This is a genomic window from Neisseria sp. GT4A_CT1 (assembly GCF_000227275.1).
Taxonomy (GTDB): domain Bacteria; phylum Pseudomonadota; class Gammaproteobacteria; order Burkholderiales; family Neisseriaceae; genus Neisseria.
Genome location: NZ_JH164969.1, coordinates 176,225 through 194,592 on the forward strand (window position 1 = coordinate 176,225; position 18,368 = coordinate 194,592).

Annotated in this window: 15 protein-coding genes; 2 read left to right on the forward strand and 13 right to left on the reverse strand. The window is 49.5% G+C overall.

Annotated features, from left to right (window positions below; genetic code table 11):
- From ileS to HMPREF1028_RS10895, 3 genes are all read right to left on the reverse strand, one after another.
- Positions 1-2,793 (reverse strand): isoleucine--tRNA ligase, encoded by a 2,793-nt coding sequence (gene ileS / locus HMPREF1028_RS10885; RefSeq protein ID WP_009312794.1) that lies wholly within the window; start codon positions 2,791-2,793, stop codon positions 1-3.
- A 227-nt stretch (positions 2,794-3,020) separates the two neighbouring features.
- Positions 3,021-3,539 carry a gluconokinase, GntK/IdnK-type gene (locus tag HMPREF1028_RS10890; RefSeq protein WP_009312795.1) on the reverse strand — a complete coding sequence of 173 codons (519 nt, stop codon included), beginning with the start codon at positions 3,537-3,539 and terminating at the stop codon, positions 3,021-3,023.
- Between the two features lie 80 nt (positions 3,540-3,619).
- Positions 3,620-5,005: a GntP family permease gene (locus HMPREF1028_RS10895; RefSeq protein WP_009312796.1), complete on the reverse strand. Its 1,386-nt coding sequence runs from the start codon at positions 5,003-5,005 to the stop codon at positions 3,620-3,622.
- 560 nt (positions 5,006-5,565) lie between these two features.
- Here HMPREF1028_RS10895 and HMPREF1028_RS14875 point away from each other — a divergent pair.
- A complete protein-coding gene (locus HMPREF1028_RS14875; RefSeq protein WP_156798157.1) occupies positions 5,566-5,751 on the forward strand; it encodes a hypothetical protein in 186 nt (61 codons plus the stop codon).
- 180 nt (positions 5,752-5,931) lie between these two features.
- Here HMPREF1028_RS14875 and HMPREF1028_RS10910 read toward each other — a convergent pair whose 3' ends face one another.
- The 3 genes from HMPREF1028_RS10910 to HMPREF1028_RS10920 form a co-directional block, all read right to left on the reverse strand.
- Complete coding sequence (locus HMPREF1028_RS10910) at positions 5,932-7,968, reverse strand: M3 family metallopeptidase (protein WP_009312798.1); 2,037 nt, start codon at positions 7,966-7,968, stop codon at positions 5,932-5,934.
- Positions 7,969-8,213: 245 nt separating this feature from the next.
- Positions 8,214-9,080 (reverse strand): hypothetical protein, encoded by an 867-nt coding sequence (locus HMPREF1028_RS10915; protein ID WP_003757139.1) that lies wholly within the window; start codon positions 9,078-9,080, stop codon positions 8,214-8,216.
- 32 nt (positions 9,081-9,112) lie between these two features.
- Positions 9,113-9,964, reverse strand: coding sequence for a mechanosensitive ion channel family protein (locus HMPREF1028_RS10920; RefSeq protein WP_003757138.1), 852 nt, complete (start codon positions 9,962-9,964; stop codon positions 9,113-9,115).
- Between the two features lie 303 nt (positions 9,965-10,267).
- Here HMPREF1028_RS10920 and HMPREF1028_RS10925 point away from each other — a divergent pair, with 303 nt between their 5' ends.
- On the forward strand, positions 10,268-10,603 hold the full coding sequence (locus HMPREF1028_RS10925; RefSeq protein ID WP_009312799.1) for a hypothetical protein: 336 nt from the start codon (positions 10,268-10,270) through the stop codon (positions 10,601-10,603).
- 199 nt (positions 10,604-10,802) lie between these two features.
- On the opposite strand, the gene yacG is transcribed toward HMPREF1028_RS10925, so the two are convergent.
- The 7 genes from yacG to HMPREF1028_RS10955 all read right to left on the reverse strand — a co-directional run bounded on the left by yacG (position 10,803) and on the right by HMPREF1028_RS10955 (position 17,852).
- The gene (yacG, locus tag HMPREF1028_RS13995; protein ID WP_003763805.1) at positions 10,803-10,988 is read right to left on the reverse strand and encodes a DNA gyrase inhibitor YacG; all 186 of its coding nucleotides are present in this window, start codon (positions 10,986-10,988) and stop codon (positions 10,803-10,805) included.
- A gap of 54 nt (positions 10,989-11,042) precedes the next feature.
- The gene (gene coaE / locus HMPREF1028_RS10930; RefSeq protein WP_009312800.1) at positions 11,043-11,672 is read right to left on the reverse strand and encodes a dephospho-CoA kinase; all 630 of its coding nucleotides are present in this window, start codon (positions 11,670-11,672) and stop codon (positions 11,043-11,045) included.
- Position 11,673: 1 nt separating this feature from the next.
- Positions 11,674-12,537 (reverse strand): A24 family peptidase, encoded by an 864-nt coding sequence (locus HMPREF1028_RS10935; protein ID WP_009312801.1) that lies wholly within the window; start codon positions 12,535-12,537, stop codon positions 11,674-11,676.
- Position 12,538: 1 nt separating this feature from the next.
- Positions 12,539-13,780: a type II secretion system F family protein gene (locus HMPREF1028_RS10940; RefSeq protein ID WP_009312802.1), complete on the reverse strand. Its 1,242-nt coding sequence runs from the start codon at positions 13,778-13,780 to the stop codon at positions 12,539-12,541.
- A 71-nt stretch (positions 13,781-13,851) separates the two neighbouring features.
- Entirely contained in the window at positions 13,852-15,531 is a 1,680-nt protein-coding gene (pilB, locus tag HMPREF1028_RS10945) for a type IV-A pilus assembly ATPase PilB (RefSeq protein ID WP_009312803.1), read from the reverse strand.
- Positions 15,532-16,054: 523 nt separating this feature from the next.
- Positions 16,055-16,528 carry an outer membrane protein assembly factor BamE gene (bamE, locus tag HMPREF1028_RS10950; protein WP_003757128.1) on the reverse strand — a complete coding sequence of 158 codons (474 nt, stop codon included), beginning with the start codon at positions 16,526-16,528 and terminating at the stop codon, positions 16,055-16,057.
- A 64-nt stretch (positions 16,529-16,592) separates the two neighbouring features.
- Entirely contained in the window at positions 16,593-17,852 is a 1,260-nt protein-coding gene (locus tag HMPREF1028_RS10955) for a YadA-like family protein (RefSeq protein ID WP_009312804.1), read from the reverse strand.
- Between the last annotated feature and the right edge of the window lie 516 nt (positions 17,853-18,368).

Here is an 18,368-nt window from a genome sequence, read left to right on the forward strand (position 1 = left end):
TTAAGCGTAATGCCGTTCTTCGCCTTTGCCGTCGACATTCTCGGCGCAGCGTTTGCAGATGGTTTCATGGCCTGCGACTGTGCCGATGTCGTGGGTGTAGTGCCAGCAGCGTTCGCATTTTTCACCGTCGCTGGCTTTGGCGGTAACGGCAAGTTCGCTGCCGGTTTTGACCTCGACTTTGGACACTAAGAGGGCAAAGCGCAATTCTTCGCCCAGGGCGTTTAGGTAGTCGGCGGTGGCTTCCGGTGCGGTGATTTCGGCTTCTGCCTGCAAGGACGAGCCGACGGTTTTGTTGGCGCGCAAAGGCTCGATGGCGGCGGTTACGGCTTCGCGGGCTTCGCGGACTGCCGTCCATTTTTTCACCAGTTCGGCTTCGGCTTTTTCGTTGATGGGCGGGAACTCGTGCCAGGTGTGGAAGAGGACGCTGTCTTCTTCGCCGCCGCCGATGATGTCCCACGCTTCTTCGCCGGTGAAACACAAAATCGGTGCAATCAAGAGAACCAGGCTGCGCGTGATGTGATACAGGGCGGTTTGCGCGCTGCGGCGGGCGTGGCTGTCGGCTTTGGTGGTGTAGAGGCGGTCTTTCAGGATGTCGAGGTAGAACGCGCCCAAGTCTTCCGAGCAGAAGGCGACGATGTCTTTCACGGCGAAGTGGAAGGCATAGCGCGGGTAGAAGTCGCCCGCCAAACGCTCTTGCAGCTGGCGCGCCAACACTAAGGCGTAGCGGTCGATTTCGACCATGTCCGCCTGCGGTACGGTGTGTTCGAACGGGTCGAAATCACTGAGGTTGGCAAACAGGAAGCTCAAGGTGTTGCGGATGCGGCGGTAGCTTTCGGTTACGCGTTTGAGGATTTCTTTGGAAATCGCCAATTCGCCGCTGTAATCGGTGGATGCCGCCCACAAGCGCAGGATGTCGGCGCCGAACTCGTTATAGACTTCTTGCGGCGCGACGACGTTGCCGATGGATTTCGACATTTTGCGGCCGTTTTGGTCAACCACGAAACCGTGGGTCAGAAGCTGTTTGTACGGGGCGCGTCCCATCGATGAGGCGCAGCCGGTCAGCATGGAGGATTGGAACCAGCCGCGGTGTTGGTCGCTGCCTTCGAGGTAGAGGTCGGCAGGCCAGTCCAATTCTTCGCGCTGTTTCAAGACGGAATAATGGGTCGAGCCGGAGTCGAACCATACGTCCATCGTGTCGGAAAGTTTGTCGTAGTTTTCGCAATCTTCCGCGCTCAACAATTCGCTTTTATCGAGTGAGAACCATGCTTCGATGCCTTTTTCTTCGATTTTCTGGGCGATTTTTTCCAAAAGCTCGGCGGAGTTCGGATGCAGTTCGCCCGTTTCTTTGTGGACGAAGAAGGTCATTGGCGTGCCCCAATAGCGTTGGCGCGAAACAACCCAGTCGGGGCGGCCTTCGATCATGGCTTCCAGGCGCGCGCGACCCCAAGACGGGAAGAATTCGGTGTCGTCCACGGCTTTGATGGCTTTGTCGCGCAGGGTCTTACCGTCGCTGCCGGCTTTGTCCATGCCGACAAACCACTGACCTGTCGCGCGGTAAATCAGCGGGGTTTTGTGGCGCCAGCAGTGGGCGTAGCTGTGTTCGATTTTGCTGCTTGCCAAGAGGTTGCCGGTTTCTTCCAGCCATTGCAGGATGACGGGATTCGCCTCCCAAACGCTCATGCCTGCCACGCGCGGCGTTTCGCTGATGTATTTGCCTTCGGCGTTGACGGGGTTGTAAAGCTCGATGCCGTATTTGTTGCAGACGGCGTAGTCTTCCAAACCGTGCGCGGGGGCGGTATGTACCAAACCCGTACCGGCGTCGGTGGTAACGTGTTCGCCGTTGAGCATGGGAATATCGCGTTCGAGGAACGGATGGTTCATGTGCAGGTTTTCCAGCTTGTCGCCGGTGGTTTCCGCGAGGACGCTGAGGTCGTCTGAAACGAAGCCGTAGCGTTTGAGCGCGTCTTCCGCCAAATCTTTCGCCAATACCAATTTGCCTTTGGGCGTATCAATCAGTTGGTAAGCCACGTCCGCACCCGCAGACACGGCTTGGCTCGCAGGCAGCGTCCAAGGCGTGGTCGTCCAGATGACGGCAAACGCATTGCCTTCGATACCTGCCAAACCGAATGCGGCGGCAAGCGCGGCAGTGTCTTTAAACGGATAGGCAACGTCAATCGCAGGCGATACTTTGTCTTTGTATTCCACTTCCGCCTCCGCCAGCGAAGAACCGCAGTCCAAGCAGAACTGAACCGGTTTCGCGCCGCGGTAGAGATAGCCCGATTTGTAGATTTCGCCGAGCATGCGCACGGTATCCGCCTCGGTTTTGAAATCCATGGTCAGGTAGGGGTTGTCCCAGTCGCCCAACACGCCCAGACGAATGAAGTCTTTTTTCTGGCGGGCAACCTGTTCGGCGGCGTATTCGCGGCACAATTCGCGGAAACGCGCTTTGGGCATGTCTTTGCCGTGCAGTTTTTCCACCATCACTTCGATGGGCAGGCCGTGGCAGTCCCAGCCCGGCACATAAGGCGCATCGAAACCGGCTTGGGTTTTGCTGCGGATAATGATGTCTTTGAGGATTTTGTTGACGGCATGACCGATGTGGATGTCGCCGTTGGCATACGGCGGGCCGTCGTGCAGGATGAATTTCGGACGGCCTTTGGCGATTTCGCGCAGTTTTTGATAGCGTTTGTGCTCGTACCAGCTTTTCAGCCACGCAGGCTCGCGCTTGGCGAGGTTGCCGCGCATCGGAAACGGGCTTTCGAGCAGGTTTACGGTTTTGCTGTAATCGGTCATGTTGTGATTCTCTATAGTTTCGGTATTTCGGTTTCAGACGACGTTTCACTAAGGTCGTCTGAAAAAATGCAAAGGGCTATTGTAGCCGAATTGTATTGTTTTTATAAGGGGTTTGGGTATGCGGGATGGTGGCGGACAAAGAGAAAGGTCGTCTGAAAACTTGTTTTGTCGAAATGTGACCTATCTGTTTTCAGACGACCTTCCTGACAACTATTTACACACTTTCTTCACAACAAACCTTCCGCCTTAACCCACGCCAAAATATCGGCTTCTACGGCTTCGGGCGAACCGGGGTTGTCGATTTTGACGCCGTATTCGTCCGCGCCGAGTTCTTCCAGGATTTCCAGTTGCGAATCCAGCATCCCCGCCTTCATGTAATGCCCTTGGCGCGCCATCATGCGCTCGAGGTTGATGGCTTGCGGCGGTGTCAGGTGGATGAAGGCGGTTTTGCCTTGTGCGCCGCGCAGGATGTCGCGGTATTGGCGTTTCAACGCGGAGCAGGTAACGATGGTGTACGCCGCGCCGTTTTGCGCCTGTTCCGTCATCCAGTCGCGTAGGTTGCAGAGCCACGGATAGCGGTCTTCGTCGGTCAGCGGAATGCCCGCGCCCATTTTGTCGCGATTGGCTTGGGTGTGGAAATCGTCGCCTTCGGCGTAGGGGCATTGGTTGAGGTGTTTTTGCAGGGACAGGGCGGCGGTGGTCTTGCCGCAGCCGCAAACGCCCATTATCACAAAATGCGTCGTCATGTTCTCTTCCTTTGTTGGATTTGAAAAATATAAGGTCGGGCAGACGGTTTAGAGCGTCTCAAAACCGTTTTCAGACGACCTCAAACCACGGCAAACAGCAGCGCCGACACTGAAAAACCGATGGCGGCAATCAGCGTTTGGTTGACCGTCCATGTTTTCAGCGTGGTCGGTACGTCCATATCCAAAAGGCGGCCGACCAGCCAGAAGCCCGAGTCGTTGAAGTGGCTGCAACCGACCGAGCCTGCCGCGGTTGCCAAAACGACGCAGGCGAGTTGCCAGTCGTTGAAGCCTGCGGCGGCAACGGCGGGCGCCATCAATGCGGCGGCGGTGGTCAGCGCGACGGTTGCCGAACCTTGCGCGATACGCAGCGCCAATGCCACTAAGAAACAGCCCAACAATACGGGTATACCCAAATCCGCCATGCTGTCCGCCAACGCCTGACCGATGCCCGATGCGCGCAACACGCCGCCGAACATCCCGCCCGCGCCGGTAATCAAGATAACCGAACAAACGGGAGCGAGTGCGCCGTCCACCGTTTTCTCCAGCGCGCTTGCTTTTTCGCCGCGTTTTCTGCCCAAAACATAAAGCGCCACCAAAACCGAAATCAGCAGCGCGACAGGGGTCGAACCGATCATGCGCGCCACCTGTACCCAATGTTCGTCCGCGCTGACGACTTTTTTACTTATTAAGGTGGACAGCCCTGTGTTCATAAAAATCAACAGCATAGGAATCAGCATAATGCCGACCACGGTCGAAGCCTTGGCAGGCGTTTGCGGCCGGTCGTTGTCCACCGCGCCGCCGCTGAGCAAATCGGGAACAGGAACGCGGATGGTGCGTCCTAGAACCTTCCCAAGCAGATAACCGCTGACATACCAAGTGAACATGGCGACGGGCAATCCCAAAATCAGCACCTGCCCGATGTTCGCCGAATAAAATTCCGAAGCCGCAATCGGACCGGGGTGGGGCGGCAGGAAAACGTGCATCACCGAAAACGCGCCGATAGACGCCAGAGCATAAGGCAATACGTCCTGCTTCATGCGCCGCGCCGTCGCGAAGACAATCGGCAGCATCACCACCAATCCCGCATCAAAGAAAATCGGGAAACCGAAAATCAGCGACGCCACGCCCAAGGCAAACGGCGCGCGTTTTTCACCGAACATCCGAATCAGCGCATCCGCCAGCGACTGCGCCCCGCCCGAAGTTTCCACCAGCCGCCCGAGCATCGCGCCCAATCCGACCAGCAAAGCCACGCTGCCGAGCGTACCGCCGAAGTTTTTCAACAGAACGTCGTTCACAATCTTATCCATCGGCAGCCCCGTCGCCACCGCCGTCAGCAGGCTCACCGACACCAGCGTCAACAGCGCATGGACACGCAGTTTCACAATCAACAGCAAAATCAGCACAATCGCCATCGCCGCAATACCCAGCAGCCAGCCCGCGCTCAAAGTCTGAGTCCAACCATCCATTTTGAAGCCTTTCTTTGTAATCAGAATACAAGGTAGTTAATGTTTTTCAAACGTATTAAATGAACATAGCACGATTTGCAACGGGGCGGTATGGCGGGTTTTTGAGTCTATAAGCGTCTAATTTTTAGATGAATTTTAATGATAAATGAGAGGCAAAATAGAGGGTGAAAAAGACAAGGTCGGATGAGGTATCCGATAAGGCGGAGAGATCGTCTGAAAGTTTCTTTATCGGGTGTCGAACATGAAATATTATGCAAAAAAGGTCGTCTGAAACTTTCAGACGACCTTAAGTTGGGAAAAATCCGATATGTGGGTTGGGACGTATTCAAGGATGTGGGTTTGTATAGTGGCTTAACTTTAAACCAGTACGGCGTTGCCTCGCCTTAGCTCAAAGAGAACGATTCTCTAAGGTGCTGAAGCACCAAGTGAATCGGTTCCGTACTATCTGTACTGTCTGCGGCTTCGTCGCATTGTCCTGATTTAAAGTTAATCCACTATATTTAATCTTTGGAGGTGTTTTTCTTTTTGTTTTTATAGATTATGTATTTCGAGAACATGAAATGCATCAAAATGACCACAAGGATGGCTTTGATACTGTCGGGAAGGAAATGGTCATCACCAAGGAAATATTTAGGATCAATGATATAGAAGCTCAAGACAAAATTTACGGCGGTAACGATGAAGCTGGATGCAAAGCAGCTGATACAGAATACTTTCCAGTGCCGCCTGCCAAACTTAGCCAATAATCGTAAATTCCTTTTGTAATTTTCCCAAAACTTTTTCATATCGGCATCCTTGTGTTTGTTTTTTATATTGACAGCGACGGTATGTATTAGTTTTTGGAATGATTTTATAAGGTATAAATTTGCGGCAAAAGGTCGTCTGAAAACTTTTCAGACGACCTTTTCATTACCTCAACCTTACTATCAAGCCGCGTTGTCGAAGCCGCTGTGGCGCAACAGTGCGTCTATGCTCGGTTCGCGTCCGCGGAAGGCTTTGAAGGATTCCGCCGCGCTGCGGGAGCCGCCGACGGCGAGGATTTCCTGCCAGAAGCGTTTGCCTGTGGCGGCGACGTCGTCGCTTTCTTCAAAGGCGGCGTAGGCGTCGGCGCTGAGGACTTCGGCCCATGCGTAGCTGTAATAGCCTGCGGAGTAGCCGCCGGCGAAGATGTGGCTGAAGCTGTTGGCGAAGCGGTTGTATTCTGGCGGTTGGATGACGGCGACTTCTTTGCGCACGCTGTCTAAAACCTGCGGCCAGTTTTTCAGACGGCCTTCGTCGTCTTCGCTGTAAATGGTCATGTCGAAGAGGGCGAACTCCATCTGGCGGACGAGGAACATGCCGCGCTGGAAGTTTTTGGCGGCGAGCATTTTGTCGAAGAGTTCTTTCGGCAGGGGCTCGCCGGTTTCTTCGTGGGCGGACATTTGTGCCAAGACGTCGTATTCCCAGACGAAGTTTTCCATAAACTGGCTGGGCAGCTCGACTGCGTCCCATTCGACGCCGTTGATGCCGGATACGCCCAGTTCGTCCACTTGGGTGAGCAGGTGGTGCAGGCCGTGGCCGGTTTCGTGGAAGAGGGTGAGGATTTCGTCATGGCTCAAGCGGGCTTCTTTGCCGCCGACGGGCGGGGTAAAGTTGCAGACGAGGTAGGCGGTGGGCAGTTGCAGCGTGCCGTCGGCGAAGCGGCGGCGGCCTTTGTAGTCGTTCATCCACGCGCCGCCGCGTTTGCCTTCGCGGGCGTAGAGGTCCATATAGACGCCGCCTATGGTTTTGCCGTTTTGCTCCAGCTCGAAGTAGCGCACGTCTTTGTGCCAGACGGGAACGGTTTTTTCGGCAAATCCGATACCGTAGAGTTTTTTGATTTGGGCGAACAGGCCTGCCAAAACTTTGCCGACGGGGAAGTATTTTTTGACTTCGGTTTCGCTGAATGCGTATTTGGCTTCGCGCAGTTTTTCGCTGGCGTAGCTTAAATCCCACGGCTGCGGGTCGGCGAGGTTCAGGCGTTCGCGGGCGAAGGCTTTGACTTCGGCGAGGTCTTTTTCGGCGTAGGGTTTGGCGCGGCGGGCGAGGTCGTGCAGGAAGGTGAGGACTTGTTCGGGCGTATCCGCCATTTTGGTTGCCAATGATAGCTCGGCGTAGTTTTTGAAGCCGAGCAATTTGGCGGTTTGCAGGGCGTTTTCGAGTGTGCGGTCGATGTTGGCGGTATTGTCGAATTTGCCGTCGTCTGAAAGTTCGCTGGCGCGGGTAACGTAGGCGCGGTAGATTTGTTCGCGCAGTTCGCGGTTGTCGGCGTATTGGATGACGGCGAGGTAGTGCGGAATCTGCAAACCGATTTTGTAGCCTGTTTTGCCTTCGCTTTGCGCGGAGGCGGCAAACATGGCGAGCGAGTCTTCGGGGATGCCGGCAAGCGGTGCGGCGTCGTCAAAGTAGAGGGCGAAGGCGTCGGTTGCGTCTAAGACGTTTTGAGAGAATTTGGCGGAGAGTTGCGCGCCTTCGGTTTGCAGTTTTGCCAGTTCTGCCTGCTGTTCGGGCGGCAATTCCGCGCCGCTGAGGACGAAATCGCGCAGGTCGTGGTTGAGCTTGGTTTTTTGTGCGGGGGAGAGGGTGGCGAATTCGGGGGAATTTTTGATGGTTTTGAAGCGGTTGTACAGCTCGATGTCTTGTCCGATTTCGGTGAAGAAGACGGTGATTTCGGGCATCAGTTCGTTATAGACGGCGCGCAGTTCGGGCGTATCGACGACGGAGTTGAGGTGCGACACGACGCCCCAAATCCTGCCGACGCGTTCGGTGATGTCGGTCAGTCGCTCGACGGTGTTTGCCCAGTCGGTGTGCGTTTGGGCTTTGACTTCGGCAATCTGCGCGCGCGCTTCGGCGATGGCGGTTTGCAGGGCGGGTTTGATGTCGGCGGTTTGGATGGCGTCAAAACGGGGTTCTTCGCCCAAATGGAGCAGTACGTTGTCGGTCATGGATGGGATTCCTTTGTGTGGGTGGCGGGTTCGGACGGAGGTCGTCTGAAAAATGGCTGCCGCCTGAGTCAATGGGAAAATGGGGATAATGTGTGTCTGGGGTTTTAGGTTTGCCGTTCGGGCGAACCGATTGTGTTTTCAGACGACCTGTTTGGATTCGGGGTCGTCTGAAAACGATGGGGCAAACGATAGGGGAGATATAGTGCCATCGCGTCAGGCTTAAAGCGTCTTTCCCTGTTTTTACGCTATTCTGCGCCGCGCGGGTTGGATTTGAGCGGGGCGGCGAGGTCGAGGCTCATCGGTGTGCCGGCGGGGGCGAATACGGCTTGTGCGATATTGGTTTGCAACGAATCGGCAAACGCGCCGCGGTAGATTTTCGCGCCTTGGTGGGTCAGGTTGGATTGTACGTCGACATAGACTTCGCCGCCGATTTGCTGCCACAGGCGGCAGAACGTGTAGTCTTCGGAAAGGTAGCGTTTGCTTTCGGGATCGACCATGCAGTCGAAAAATCGGTAGTGCAGCCCTTTGTCTTCGCGCTTGTAGTCGCTGTCGGAGATGTAGTTCAGCTCGGGGTAGGCGGCCATCATTTTTTCGAACACGCTGCGTTTGATGACCATGAATCCGGTCGGCGCGTCATCGACTTTCATAAAACCTTCTTCATCGACGCGCAGGACGATTTCGCCGTTTTCGTTTTTATCACCTGTGTTGACGGTGTAGGCGGTGTACATCCGCTCGAAATCCGCTTGGGTCGTGCCGGCAGGAACGCCTTCGTCAGGCCAGTTTTCGCGTTTCAACGGATAAATGCCGGCAACGACGTCTTTGTCTGCCAAAAGCAGGCGGTAGAACGCTTCGGCGGAAAAACCGATGTCGGAGTCTATCCAGAAGAGGTGCGTCCATTCTTTGTTTTCTAAAAAGGTCGCCACGCAATTATTGCGCGCGCGGGTAATCAGGCTCTCGCCGCGCTGCATCATCACTTGCAGCGGCCAGCCGTTTTGCGCGCTGGTGTGGACGATATTGAGCAGCGAAAGGACGTAATTGTGGAAATATTTCCCGTCGTGGCTGGGGGTCATGATGACGGGGTACATTTGCGTAAGGGCGGATTCGGGCAACATAGTATTTTCCTGATTATTAATAGATTATGGGGTTAAGCTTGAGGGTTTAGCAGGCGGTATTGTACGCGCAAAAACTCATCCAACACCGCCTGCTGGATTTCTAAACGCTTCGCCACGGGCGAGGCATAGCGCACGATGATAAGGTACACCTTGTCGTCATGCGGCACGCGGGTTACGCGCGGCTGGGCGGCAGGGGTAATGAACAGCTTCTCCGCCTGCACGTTTTCCAAATGCCGCTGGATGGCGGGTACATAAGGTTGGCACAAAGGCTCCAATACGGCTTTCAGACGACCTACAATCACATCCGAATCCAAATGAATCGGCACGGGAATCTCCACCGTATGGATCACATAATCGCCCAAGATATTGTCGCGGCGGACGGAATGGTTCAAAAGCAGGCTGTTGGGAAACGATAGCGTTTTACCCGAAAGCTGCCCGACCAGCGGGTTCGGACCGATCTGCATCATCAGCGTGTTCAAAAGATTAATATCGACCACACGCCCGCGCAGGCCGTTGACCTCGATATAGTCGCCGACTGAATATTGTTTCGTTACCGAGCGCAAGATGCTGCCCGACAAACACATAATCAGTTCCTTCGTCGCTACTACAATAGCCGCCGCTACGGCAAACATCGACAGCGCCAGCGTCTGGATTTGTGTCGCCCAAATTACCGCCAGCCCGAAAATCGTCAAAATCAGCGTCAGATTGCGGCTGAGTACCAAGGAGCGGCGTTTTTCCTCGATGCTGTAATGCGGGTGGCGGCGCAGATACAGTTTCAGCAAAACGCCCCGCAAAACCAGCAGCGCCATGACCATCAGCACCGATTCCACCACTTCCTCGCGTACCGGCAGCGTATGCAGCCATTGCCGTACTGTGTCCCACATAGTGTAAAAATCCTATATTTATCTTGATATTGTTTTCAGACGACCTATACGCATTATCGGCACGGACTGCCGAGCCGCCTAAGAAATGACATTATAAATGATAACGAATGGGGAGGTCGTCTGAAACATCCGCAAGAGTCATAACATCGAAATGGCGCGTTCAGACGACCTTTAAAGCCTATGATGATATACCGTAACACTATGTTAATAAAGAGGAAATTGTTTACTAGGTTGCCAAAAAAGGATAACATAGAGTCCGTAACCTAAAGGGTTTGAATTAATCACCGATAACGAGGAATCAAAATGACTTGCAAAATCCACGATCATCACGACCATACCCATGGCGCCGGTTGCGGCCATACCGCCATCAAACACGGCGACCACACCGACTATCTGCACGACGGTCATCTGCATCACGAACACAACGGTCATTACGACGAGCACAGCTTAAGCGTCAATGAAACCAATCCCGACGGCTGCCATCCTGTCGATACCTGTAAAGGCCACGTTCACGGCGCCGGTTGCGGCCATGAAGCCGTACCGCACGGCGATCACACCGACTACATCGTCAACGGCCGCCTGCACCACCAACACGGCGACCACTGCGACGATCACGGTCCGGTCGAGATTGTGAAGTAAGCGCAATAGAAGCGGTTTCTTCTGAAATAAGCGTTAAGAACAAAAGGTCGTCTGAAAATGCTGCTTCCGTAAAAAACGGAATGGTGTTTTCAGACGACCTTTTTGTGTTTTCCATCTCATTGAGAAGGAGGGGGAGGGGTAAATGGCTTTATTTTTTGTTTGTTAAACCAGGTTCTATTAGATAGTTATGTTCTATCGTTTATAATTTTAATAAGTCCGATAAACTATCATCTTCTTCTGTTGCAACCGTATATTTCTCTTGCGCCCATTCACCTAAGTCAATCAATCGGCAGCGTTGACTGCAAAAAGGCCGGTATTTGCTCTCTTCATTCCATATCACCGGCTTTTGACAGGTCGGACATTTTACAGTCGTTACTTCAGTCATTATTTGTTCCTTACAAATCATTTATGCTTTGTCTGTTGATTGAAATATTTCACGTTAGGGCAATGATGTACCAAATTTCGAGTTGCCGGAATATCCCAGATAAAACCTATGCAGTCCCTGAATTTTTTGGGTCAATTCAGATAAAGTCCCTTCATTTTCTAAGACATCATCTGCATAGAGCAGCCGCGTTTTGCGGCTGGCCTGAGTGTTCATAATGCGCTTGATCTCTTCTGTATTCAAACCGCTTCTTTGCTGAACGCGAAGAATTTGGGTTGCTTCAGAAACGTCGATAACCAATACTCTATCGACAGCCGCTAAAAATTCCGGATTTTCAATCAGCAAAGGTACATCGATGATGCCGTATGCTGCGTTAGGATAGCGGGTTTTTGCAGATTTGATTTCATTTAAAATCAAAGGCAGCAACACCTCTTCCAATTCTTTTTTGGCTTGAGGTCGTCTGAAAACAAGATCCCTCAAAGCAGCACGGTTCAGACTGTTTTGGGTATGAAAAACCTTGTCGCCAAAAAGACAGCGGATAGCCGGTAATGCTATACCGTTATCCGCCGTCAGGTTTCGACTCAGGGCGTCGGCATCAATGTGCGGGACACCCAAATCAGAAAATATTTTTGCTGCTTGAGATTTCCCGCTGCCGATACCACCCGTCAAACCTATCCATAAAGTCATATTAAAACCCTGATTTGGTCAGCCACCAAGTGACTGCACGATGTACCGGCTCATTAGCTACCAAAATAATCCAGCCGGCAATAGCCAAACTCGGACCGAAAGCAAAATATTGTCCTTTGGCAACCCGTCCGATAATCGCACCAATCAGACCAATTAACGCTGCCATAAAGACCAATACAGGTAAAATGCCGACACCAAGCCATGCACCTAGTGCAGCCAGCAATTTAAAATCGCCGTTACCCATACCGATTTTTCCAGTCAAAAGCTTATAGATAAAACACAACAGCCATAAGTTCATATAGCCGAAAACTGCACCTAAAACGGCGGATTCCAACGGCACGAATGTGCCATTCAAATTAAACAGCAAACCTAACCATATCAACGGCAGGGTCAGGCTGTCGGGTAAATATTGAGTATCCGCATCGATAAAGGTTAATGCAATCAATAGCGCAGTCAATATCAAACCGCCAAATGCAGCCATCGTCCAGCCATATTGCCACGCCACTACGCCAAACAATATACCGGTCAATAATTCGATTAAGGGATAACGGATGCTGATGGGCGTTTTACACGCACCACATTTACCGCCAAGCATCAGATAACTGACAATCGGAATATTTTGCCAAGCCTTTACCGGAGCATGACACTTAGGGCAGCGTGAATCCGGTTTCATCAAATTGAATGGTTGCTGCTCTTCTTCCGTTAATTCAAGTTGCAAATGCTCTTTCGCAAACTGAGTCCAGCCGCGTTCCATCATAACAGGAACGCGGTAAATGACGACATTAAGGAAACTTCCGATTAACAAACCAACAATGACAGATAAAGGAATAGCAAATGGCGCTAATGTATCCAAAGATTCCAGCATATTAACCTACTACGTTACCGAGGTTAAACAGCGGCAGATACATTGCTACCAACAATGTTCCGATGATGGCGCCTAAAACTACCATAATGATGGGCTCCATCAGTGAGGATAATTGTGCTACAGAGTTATCAACTTCATCTTCGTAAAATTCAGCAGCCTTATTCAACATATCATCAAGGGAACCGGATTCTTCACCAATAGCGGCCATTTGAATAACCATATTGGGGAACATATCCGTACTTTGCATACTCGAAGTCAAAGAAAGACCTTGAGTAACTTTCGCACGAATGTCTTGTGTTGCCTCCTCATAAAGGATATTACCGGCTGCTCCTGCTACTGAATCTAAAACTTCTACCAAAGGTACGCCTGCGGCAAACAAGGTGGAAGTGGTACGAGCCCACCGAGCAATAGTCGCTTTACGGACAATCGGACCAAAAATTGGTAAACGTAAGATCATTGCATCTATACGTTTTTGGAAACTTGTTGATTTTTCATGTAGTTTATAAACACCAAAACAAACGGCAATAAAGATAACGATCATCAGCCATCCATATTCCACAAAAATTTTGGAAATATCCATAACAATTTGGGTTAAGTCAGGCAGTTTCGCTCCCATGCTTTCGTAAACCTTACCAAATTCAGGCAATACCCAGCGCATCATCACAAAAATCAATGCTATTGCAACAACAACAATAGAAATTGGGTACGTCAGCGCGGTTTTCACTTTTTTCTTAATGGCTTGCGTTTTCTCTTTATATACAGCAAGTTTATCCAACAGGCTTTCCAAAACACCGCCAGCTTCGCCGGCCGCAATCAGATTGCAATAAAAACGGTCGAAATATTTTGGATATTTGGCAAATGATTTACCTAATGCACTACCTTGTTCCACATCTGCACGGACTTGCATCAACATTTCAGTCATGGATGGGTTGGAGTGTCCGCGTGCGACAATTTCAAAAGCCTGCATTAAAGGCAGACCTGCTTTCATCATGGTAGCAAGTTGACGGGTAAAGACAGTGATGTCTTCCTGAGTAATACGACGCTTTTTAGTTGCCTTTACTTTACTGATACGTAAAGGGCGTATCCCGCGACGTTGGAGCTTTTTACGCGCTTCTTCTTCGTCTTTGGCGACTACTTCGCCTCGGACTAATTGATCCGTATTGGTATTTTTACCTTCAAACGTAAAACGTTTGCCTTTATTTTTTTGAGCGAATAAGCCTCTTTTTTGCTCTGCTTGAGCCATTTTGTTACCCCTTGGTTTAATGTTTAAGAATGAAGAAAACAAAAGTCCCCGTATTTCTTCGATTCAATGGTTTAATCGTTAGTGTGAGCAATCACTTCTTCTAATGAAGTCAACCCTTGCATAACTTTTAATAAGCCTGCACGGCGTAAATCGACCATGCCTTCTTTATAGGCCATGTTCATAATATCAACTTCCGTACCATTATTCATAATGACACGTTGCATTTCCTCGGTAATCGGCATTACTTCGTAGACACCGACACGGCCTTTAAAGCCTTTACCACGACAACTATCGCAACCGACAGGACGGTAGAGTTTCCAATCCTTTGCTAAATTCTCATCTGTAAATCCTGCTTTTTTTAATGCGGGAACTGGAGGACGTTCAACCTCACGCTTACAGCTCGAACACAGACGACGCAATAGTCGTTGCGCCATAATTAAGCTGACGGAACTGGCAATGTTGAATGGGGCAACCCCCATGTTCAACATACGGGATAGGGTCGCAGGCGCGTTATTGGTATGCAACGTTGAAAACACCATATGTCCGGTTTGTGCCGCTTTGATGGCAATATCCGCGGTTTCCAAGTCCCGAATCTCACCTACCATGATAATGTCAGGGTCTTGTCGCAAGAAAGATTTCAACGCCGCAGCAAAAGTCAAACCTTGTTTATCATTGACGTTGACTTGGTTGATGCCAGGCAAATTAATCTCGGCCGGGTCTTCTGCGGTGGAAATATTGACGTCTTCTGTATTTAAAATATTCAAGCAAGTATAAAGTGATACGGTTTTACCGGAGCCTGTCGGACCTGTTACCAATACCATGCCATAAGGCCGATGAATAGCCTCAAGCAGCATTTCTTTTTGGAAAGGCTCAAATCCCAGTTGGTCAATATTTAAAGTTGCTGCATCAGAATTCAGAATACGCATTACCACTTTTTCGCCAAAAAGCGTAGGTAACGTACTTACACGAAAATCAATGGGGCGACCGTGTTTATGGAAAGCAATCTGAATACGACCATCTTGCGGTACGCGTTTTTCCGAAATGTCCAAACGCGCCATTACTTTGATGCGTGAAGCCAGCTGTCCGCGTACAGCAACAGGGGGTTGAACCACTTCCCTTAGCTGTCCATCTACACGAAAACGGACACGAGCCATTTGTTCATAAAATTCGAAATGTATATCGGATGCGCCTGCATTTAGTGCATCTGATAAAGTTTTGTGAATAAAGCGTGGAATAGGTCCATCTTCAGCCTCTTCGTTGTCAATATAAAGCGCCTGAGAGGGCTGGGCAGCTTCTTGTTCTTCACTAATTTCTTTTAAGATGGTGGTAGAACGTTGTCCTAACCATTCTAAAAGGGAGCTTAACTGATCGTCAGGTACGACAACTAAATCTATCGTAACACCTGAAGAAAAAGTGATTTTTTGGAAGTTTTGGATTTGTGTCGGGTCTGATACGGCCAGATAAACTTTACGGCCGCGACGAAATATGGGTATGCATCGATTTTGAACCATCTGTTCTTCGCTTAAAACATCAGTTATGACATTGCTGCGAGGATAATGATGCAAATCCAATAAGGGGTAGCTGAATACACGTGCAACTAATTCTCCTAAACTTCTAGGAGAGATGATGCCGTCCGCAAAAAGCATGGGTAAGATTTCTTTCCCTGATTTCAAGGCATTGCCGTAATGTTCAGCTTGTGCATTTGTAATGGTCTGGCTTTGAAGCAGTACGCGTAATAGTCCGATACTCATTATTCAATTATCCATTTCTTGTATAACCTTTTATACAGTAAATATTTTCAGGCATCATGCCGATGAAATATCTTACAAAAAGGAGATCCCCATTGGTTACTTGATATTTGTATTTAACTGTATTAAAAGGAAATTTTATTTTAAGTGTTTTTATTTATTGTTAAGGAATAATATGATATTCCGATGGTATGTGCAATCCCTTATTTATGCAGAATATTATAGGGAGGGTGGTTTGGAAATTTTTAAGGAGTCGCTATTATAAGGCAAACAATACAGTTGCAACACTTCTCGGCGGAACTTTGTATGAGACTCTCTTGGAGTGATTGCTTTGGATGCTGTTTCTAGCGGGATAATTTGGTGGTATTTAAGAGACAGTATGGTGGGGATAGACCACATGTAGGTCGTCTGAAAACTAAAAATGCGAAAAGCCGAATCATGTTTGAGTACATGATCCGGCTTTGATTTGATATGAGCGACTATTTCAGTAAATTAAAAATAGAGACTCAGTTCATTAGTCGATAATTTATTGGCGAATACGAGTTTGTGCGGGAGCAGGTGCAACTTCGCGAATAATGACTTCACGAACAACTTGAGGTTCTGCTTTTTTCGGACCGCAGCCTTCAGGCATCCAATAGAATGATTGGGCATTTTTGTCTTTATCAAACAGAATTTTGAATTGGCAAGTTTTGTGTTCGCCATTTTCACGGTAGTTGAACAAGTAGTCCCACTCGCGCACGCCATAAAGACCTTCTTGGAAGTGAGGACGTCCAATCAGTTCATAGATTTGGTCTTTATTCATGCCGGCTTCAATTTGACGGACATTATCCCAGTTTGGCCAAGAACCATGTTGAGTACCATCGTGACGCAGGGTGGTTTTTGCTGCATCAGGCCATACGGGATTGTCAGTAGTGCCTTCTTTGCTAACTTTGCTCAGATTACCACAGGCTGCCAAGGAGAGTGCTGCAATCGCAGGCAATACAAATTTCGATAATTTCATGTTTTTTCCTTTTATATCAAATCTTTGATAGATGGAGATGATTTTAAACCATCCCCTCTAGGTCTTACCATTGGTAGCCGACGCTTCCGCCCCAGTTGACATCTTTGCGGGTGTTCACGCTTACGCCGGTTTTGATAGACCATTTGTTGTTATCGGAATTATGTGCATAACCAACAGCAATTGCTTGTTGACCACGATAGCCACCTACAGCTGCAGAAACGATACTTTTACCTGCTTCGTTCGGACGTTGCAGGAAGCCGATTGCAGTAGCACCAGCGATACCTGCACGCAGGTCTTTGTTCATATCGTTGATACGGTCTTGGAGGTTATTGATAACGATGGTGTTGCCGTTTGTTTGTGCGGCTACTTGGTACAGTTGGCTGCCGTTGATGGCATCTGTGCTGGTAGGTGTGATACGGCCGGCTGCAACATTGGTGATTGTACGTTCGTTACCTGCTGAGCCTACACTTACTGTAGATGTAGGATTAGTACCGGCAAAACCACTGTAAGTTACACCGTTTACAGTAGCGCTGTTAGTGCCTACTGCAGCAGAAGTAGTAGAATTTGCGCCTAAAGCAACAGAGTATTCATCACTTGCAATCGCTCCGCGACCGATAGCGACAGAAGAGCCGCCTTTAGCTTGAGCCTGCAGACCAGAAGCGACGCTGGCGTTTCCAGTAGCTTGGGAAGCAGGGCCTGTTGCAACAGAGTAGTTGCCGCTGGCAACGGAAGAAGAACCTACCGCAGCTGCAGAAGTACCGCTGGCTTGAGCTTTTTGACCTACTGCAACGGTGTAAGCGCCTGTTGCTTGAGTACCTTGTCCGACAGCGGTGGAGGCAGGAGCTGTAGCATTAGAGCCGGAGCCAAATGCGGTAGAAGACAAGCCTTCAGCGACAGAGGAAGAACCTACTGCAGTGCTGCTGTTGCCTTTTGCGGCAGCTTGGCGACCGATGGCGGTAGCTGCATTAGCAGTTGCATTGGCGCCTTGACCGAAAGCTGCAGCGGCAGTGCCTTCAGCTTTGGAGAGTGTGCCAACTGCAGTGGCGGATTCATGTTCAGCAGTGGTTTCAGTACCAATTGCAACGGTGCTGTGGCTTTTTGCACTGGCTTGAACGCCGACAGCTACACCGTAACGGCCAGTTGCACCCTTGCTGTCATAGTTGCCGCGGACGGGTTCGTTGTTATCGTTAATGCTTACATATGAAGCATTTGTCAGCGCTGCTGCAAATGCAGGCGAAGCAGAAACAAGACCTGCAGCTGCCAATGACAAAGCCACTGTTTTGTTGAGCGCGGTAAAACGATTCATGTGTGTTTTGTGTTTCATAATTATCTCCCTGATAAAAACACATAAATAATAATATGGATGAATCTATATATTTTGCATATTTTAATTGACAAATATATGCCGTTTATCTAATATGCATACCACTGGTCATCGAGCAGTAGTAAAATACATAAAATTTTATTTCTAAAAAATAAAATTGATTCAGAAAACAAATGGTTCGAAGCACGATTTGCTACTTCGTACATGATCACCATTATATGAAGTTCCTTATTTTGTATTTATTATTTTTTTTTATCAAATATTAACTTCATTATAAAAAAACAATCGATTTCCTCATTATCTATATGTAATATATAACAAAAAAAATAATAACACATATAATATATTTATGGTTTCTGATTTATTTTGGTTTTAAATTGCGTTTTTTGCTTTTTATTTAATTAAAAATATCTTATTTGTTCGGTTTGGTCATTGTTGAAATCAAGCGTTGCATTTTATATATTTAATATGGTAGGAAATTTTATATGAAGATATATTTTTTCTACTGGAAATGAT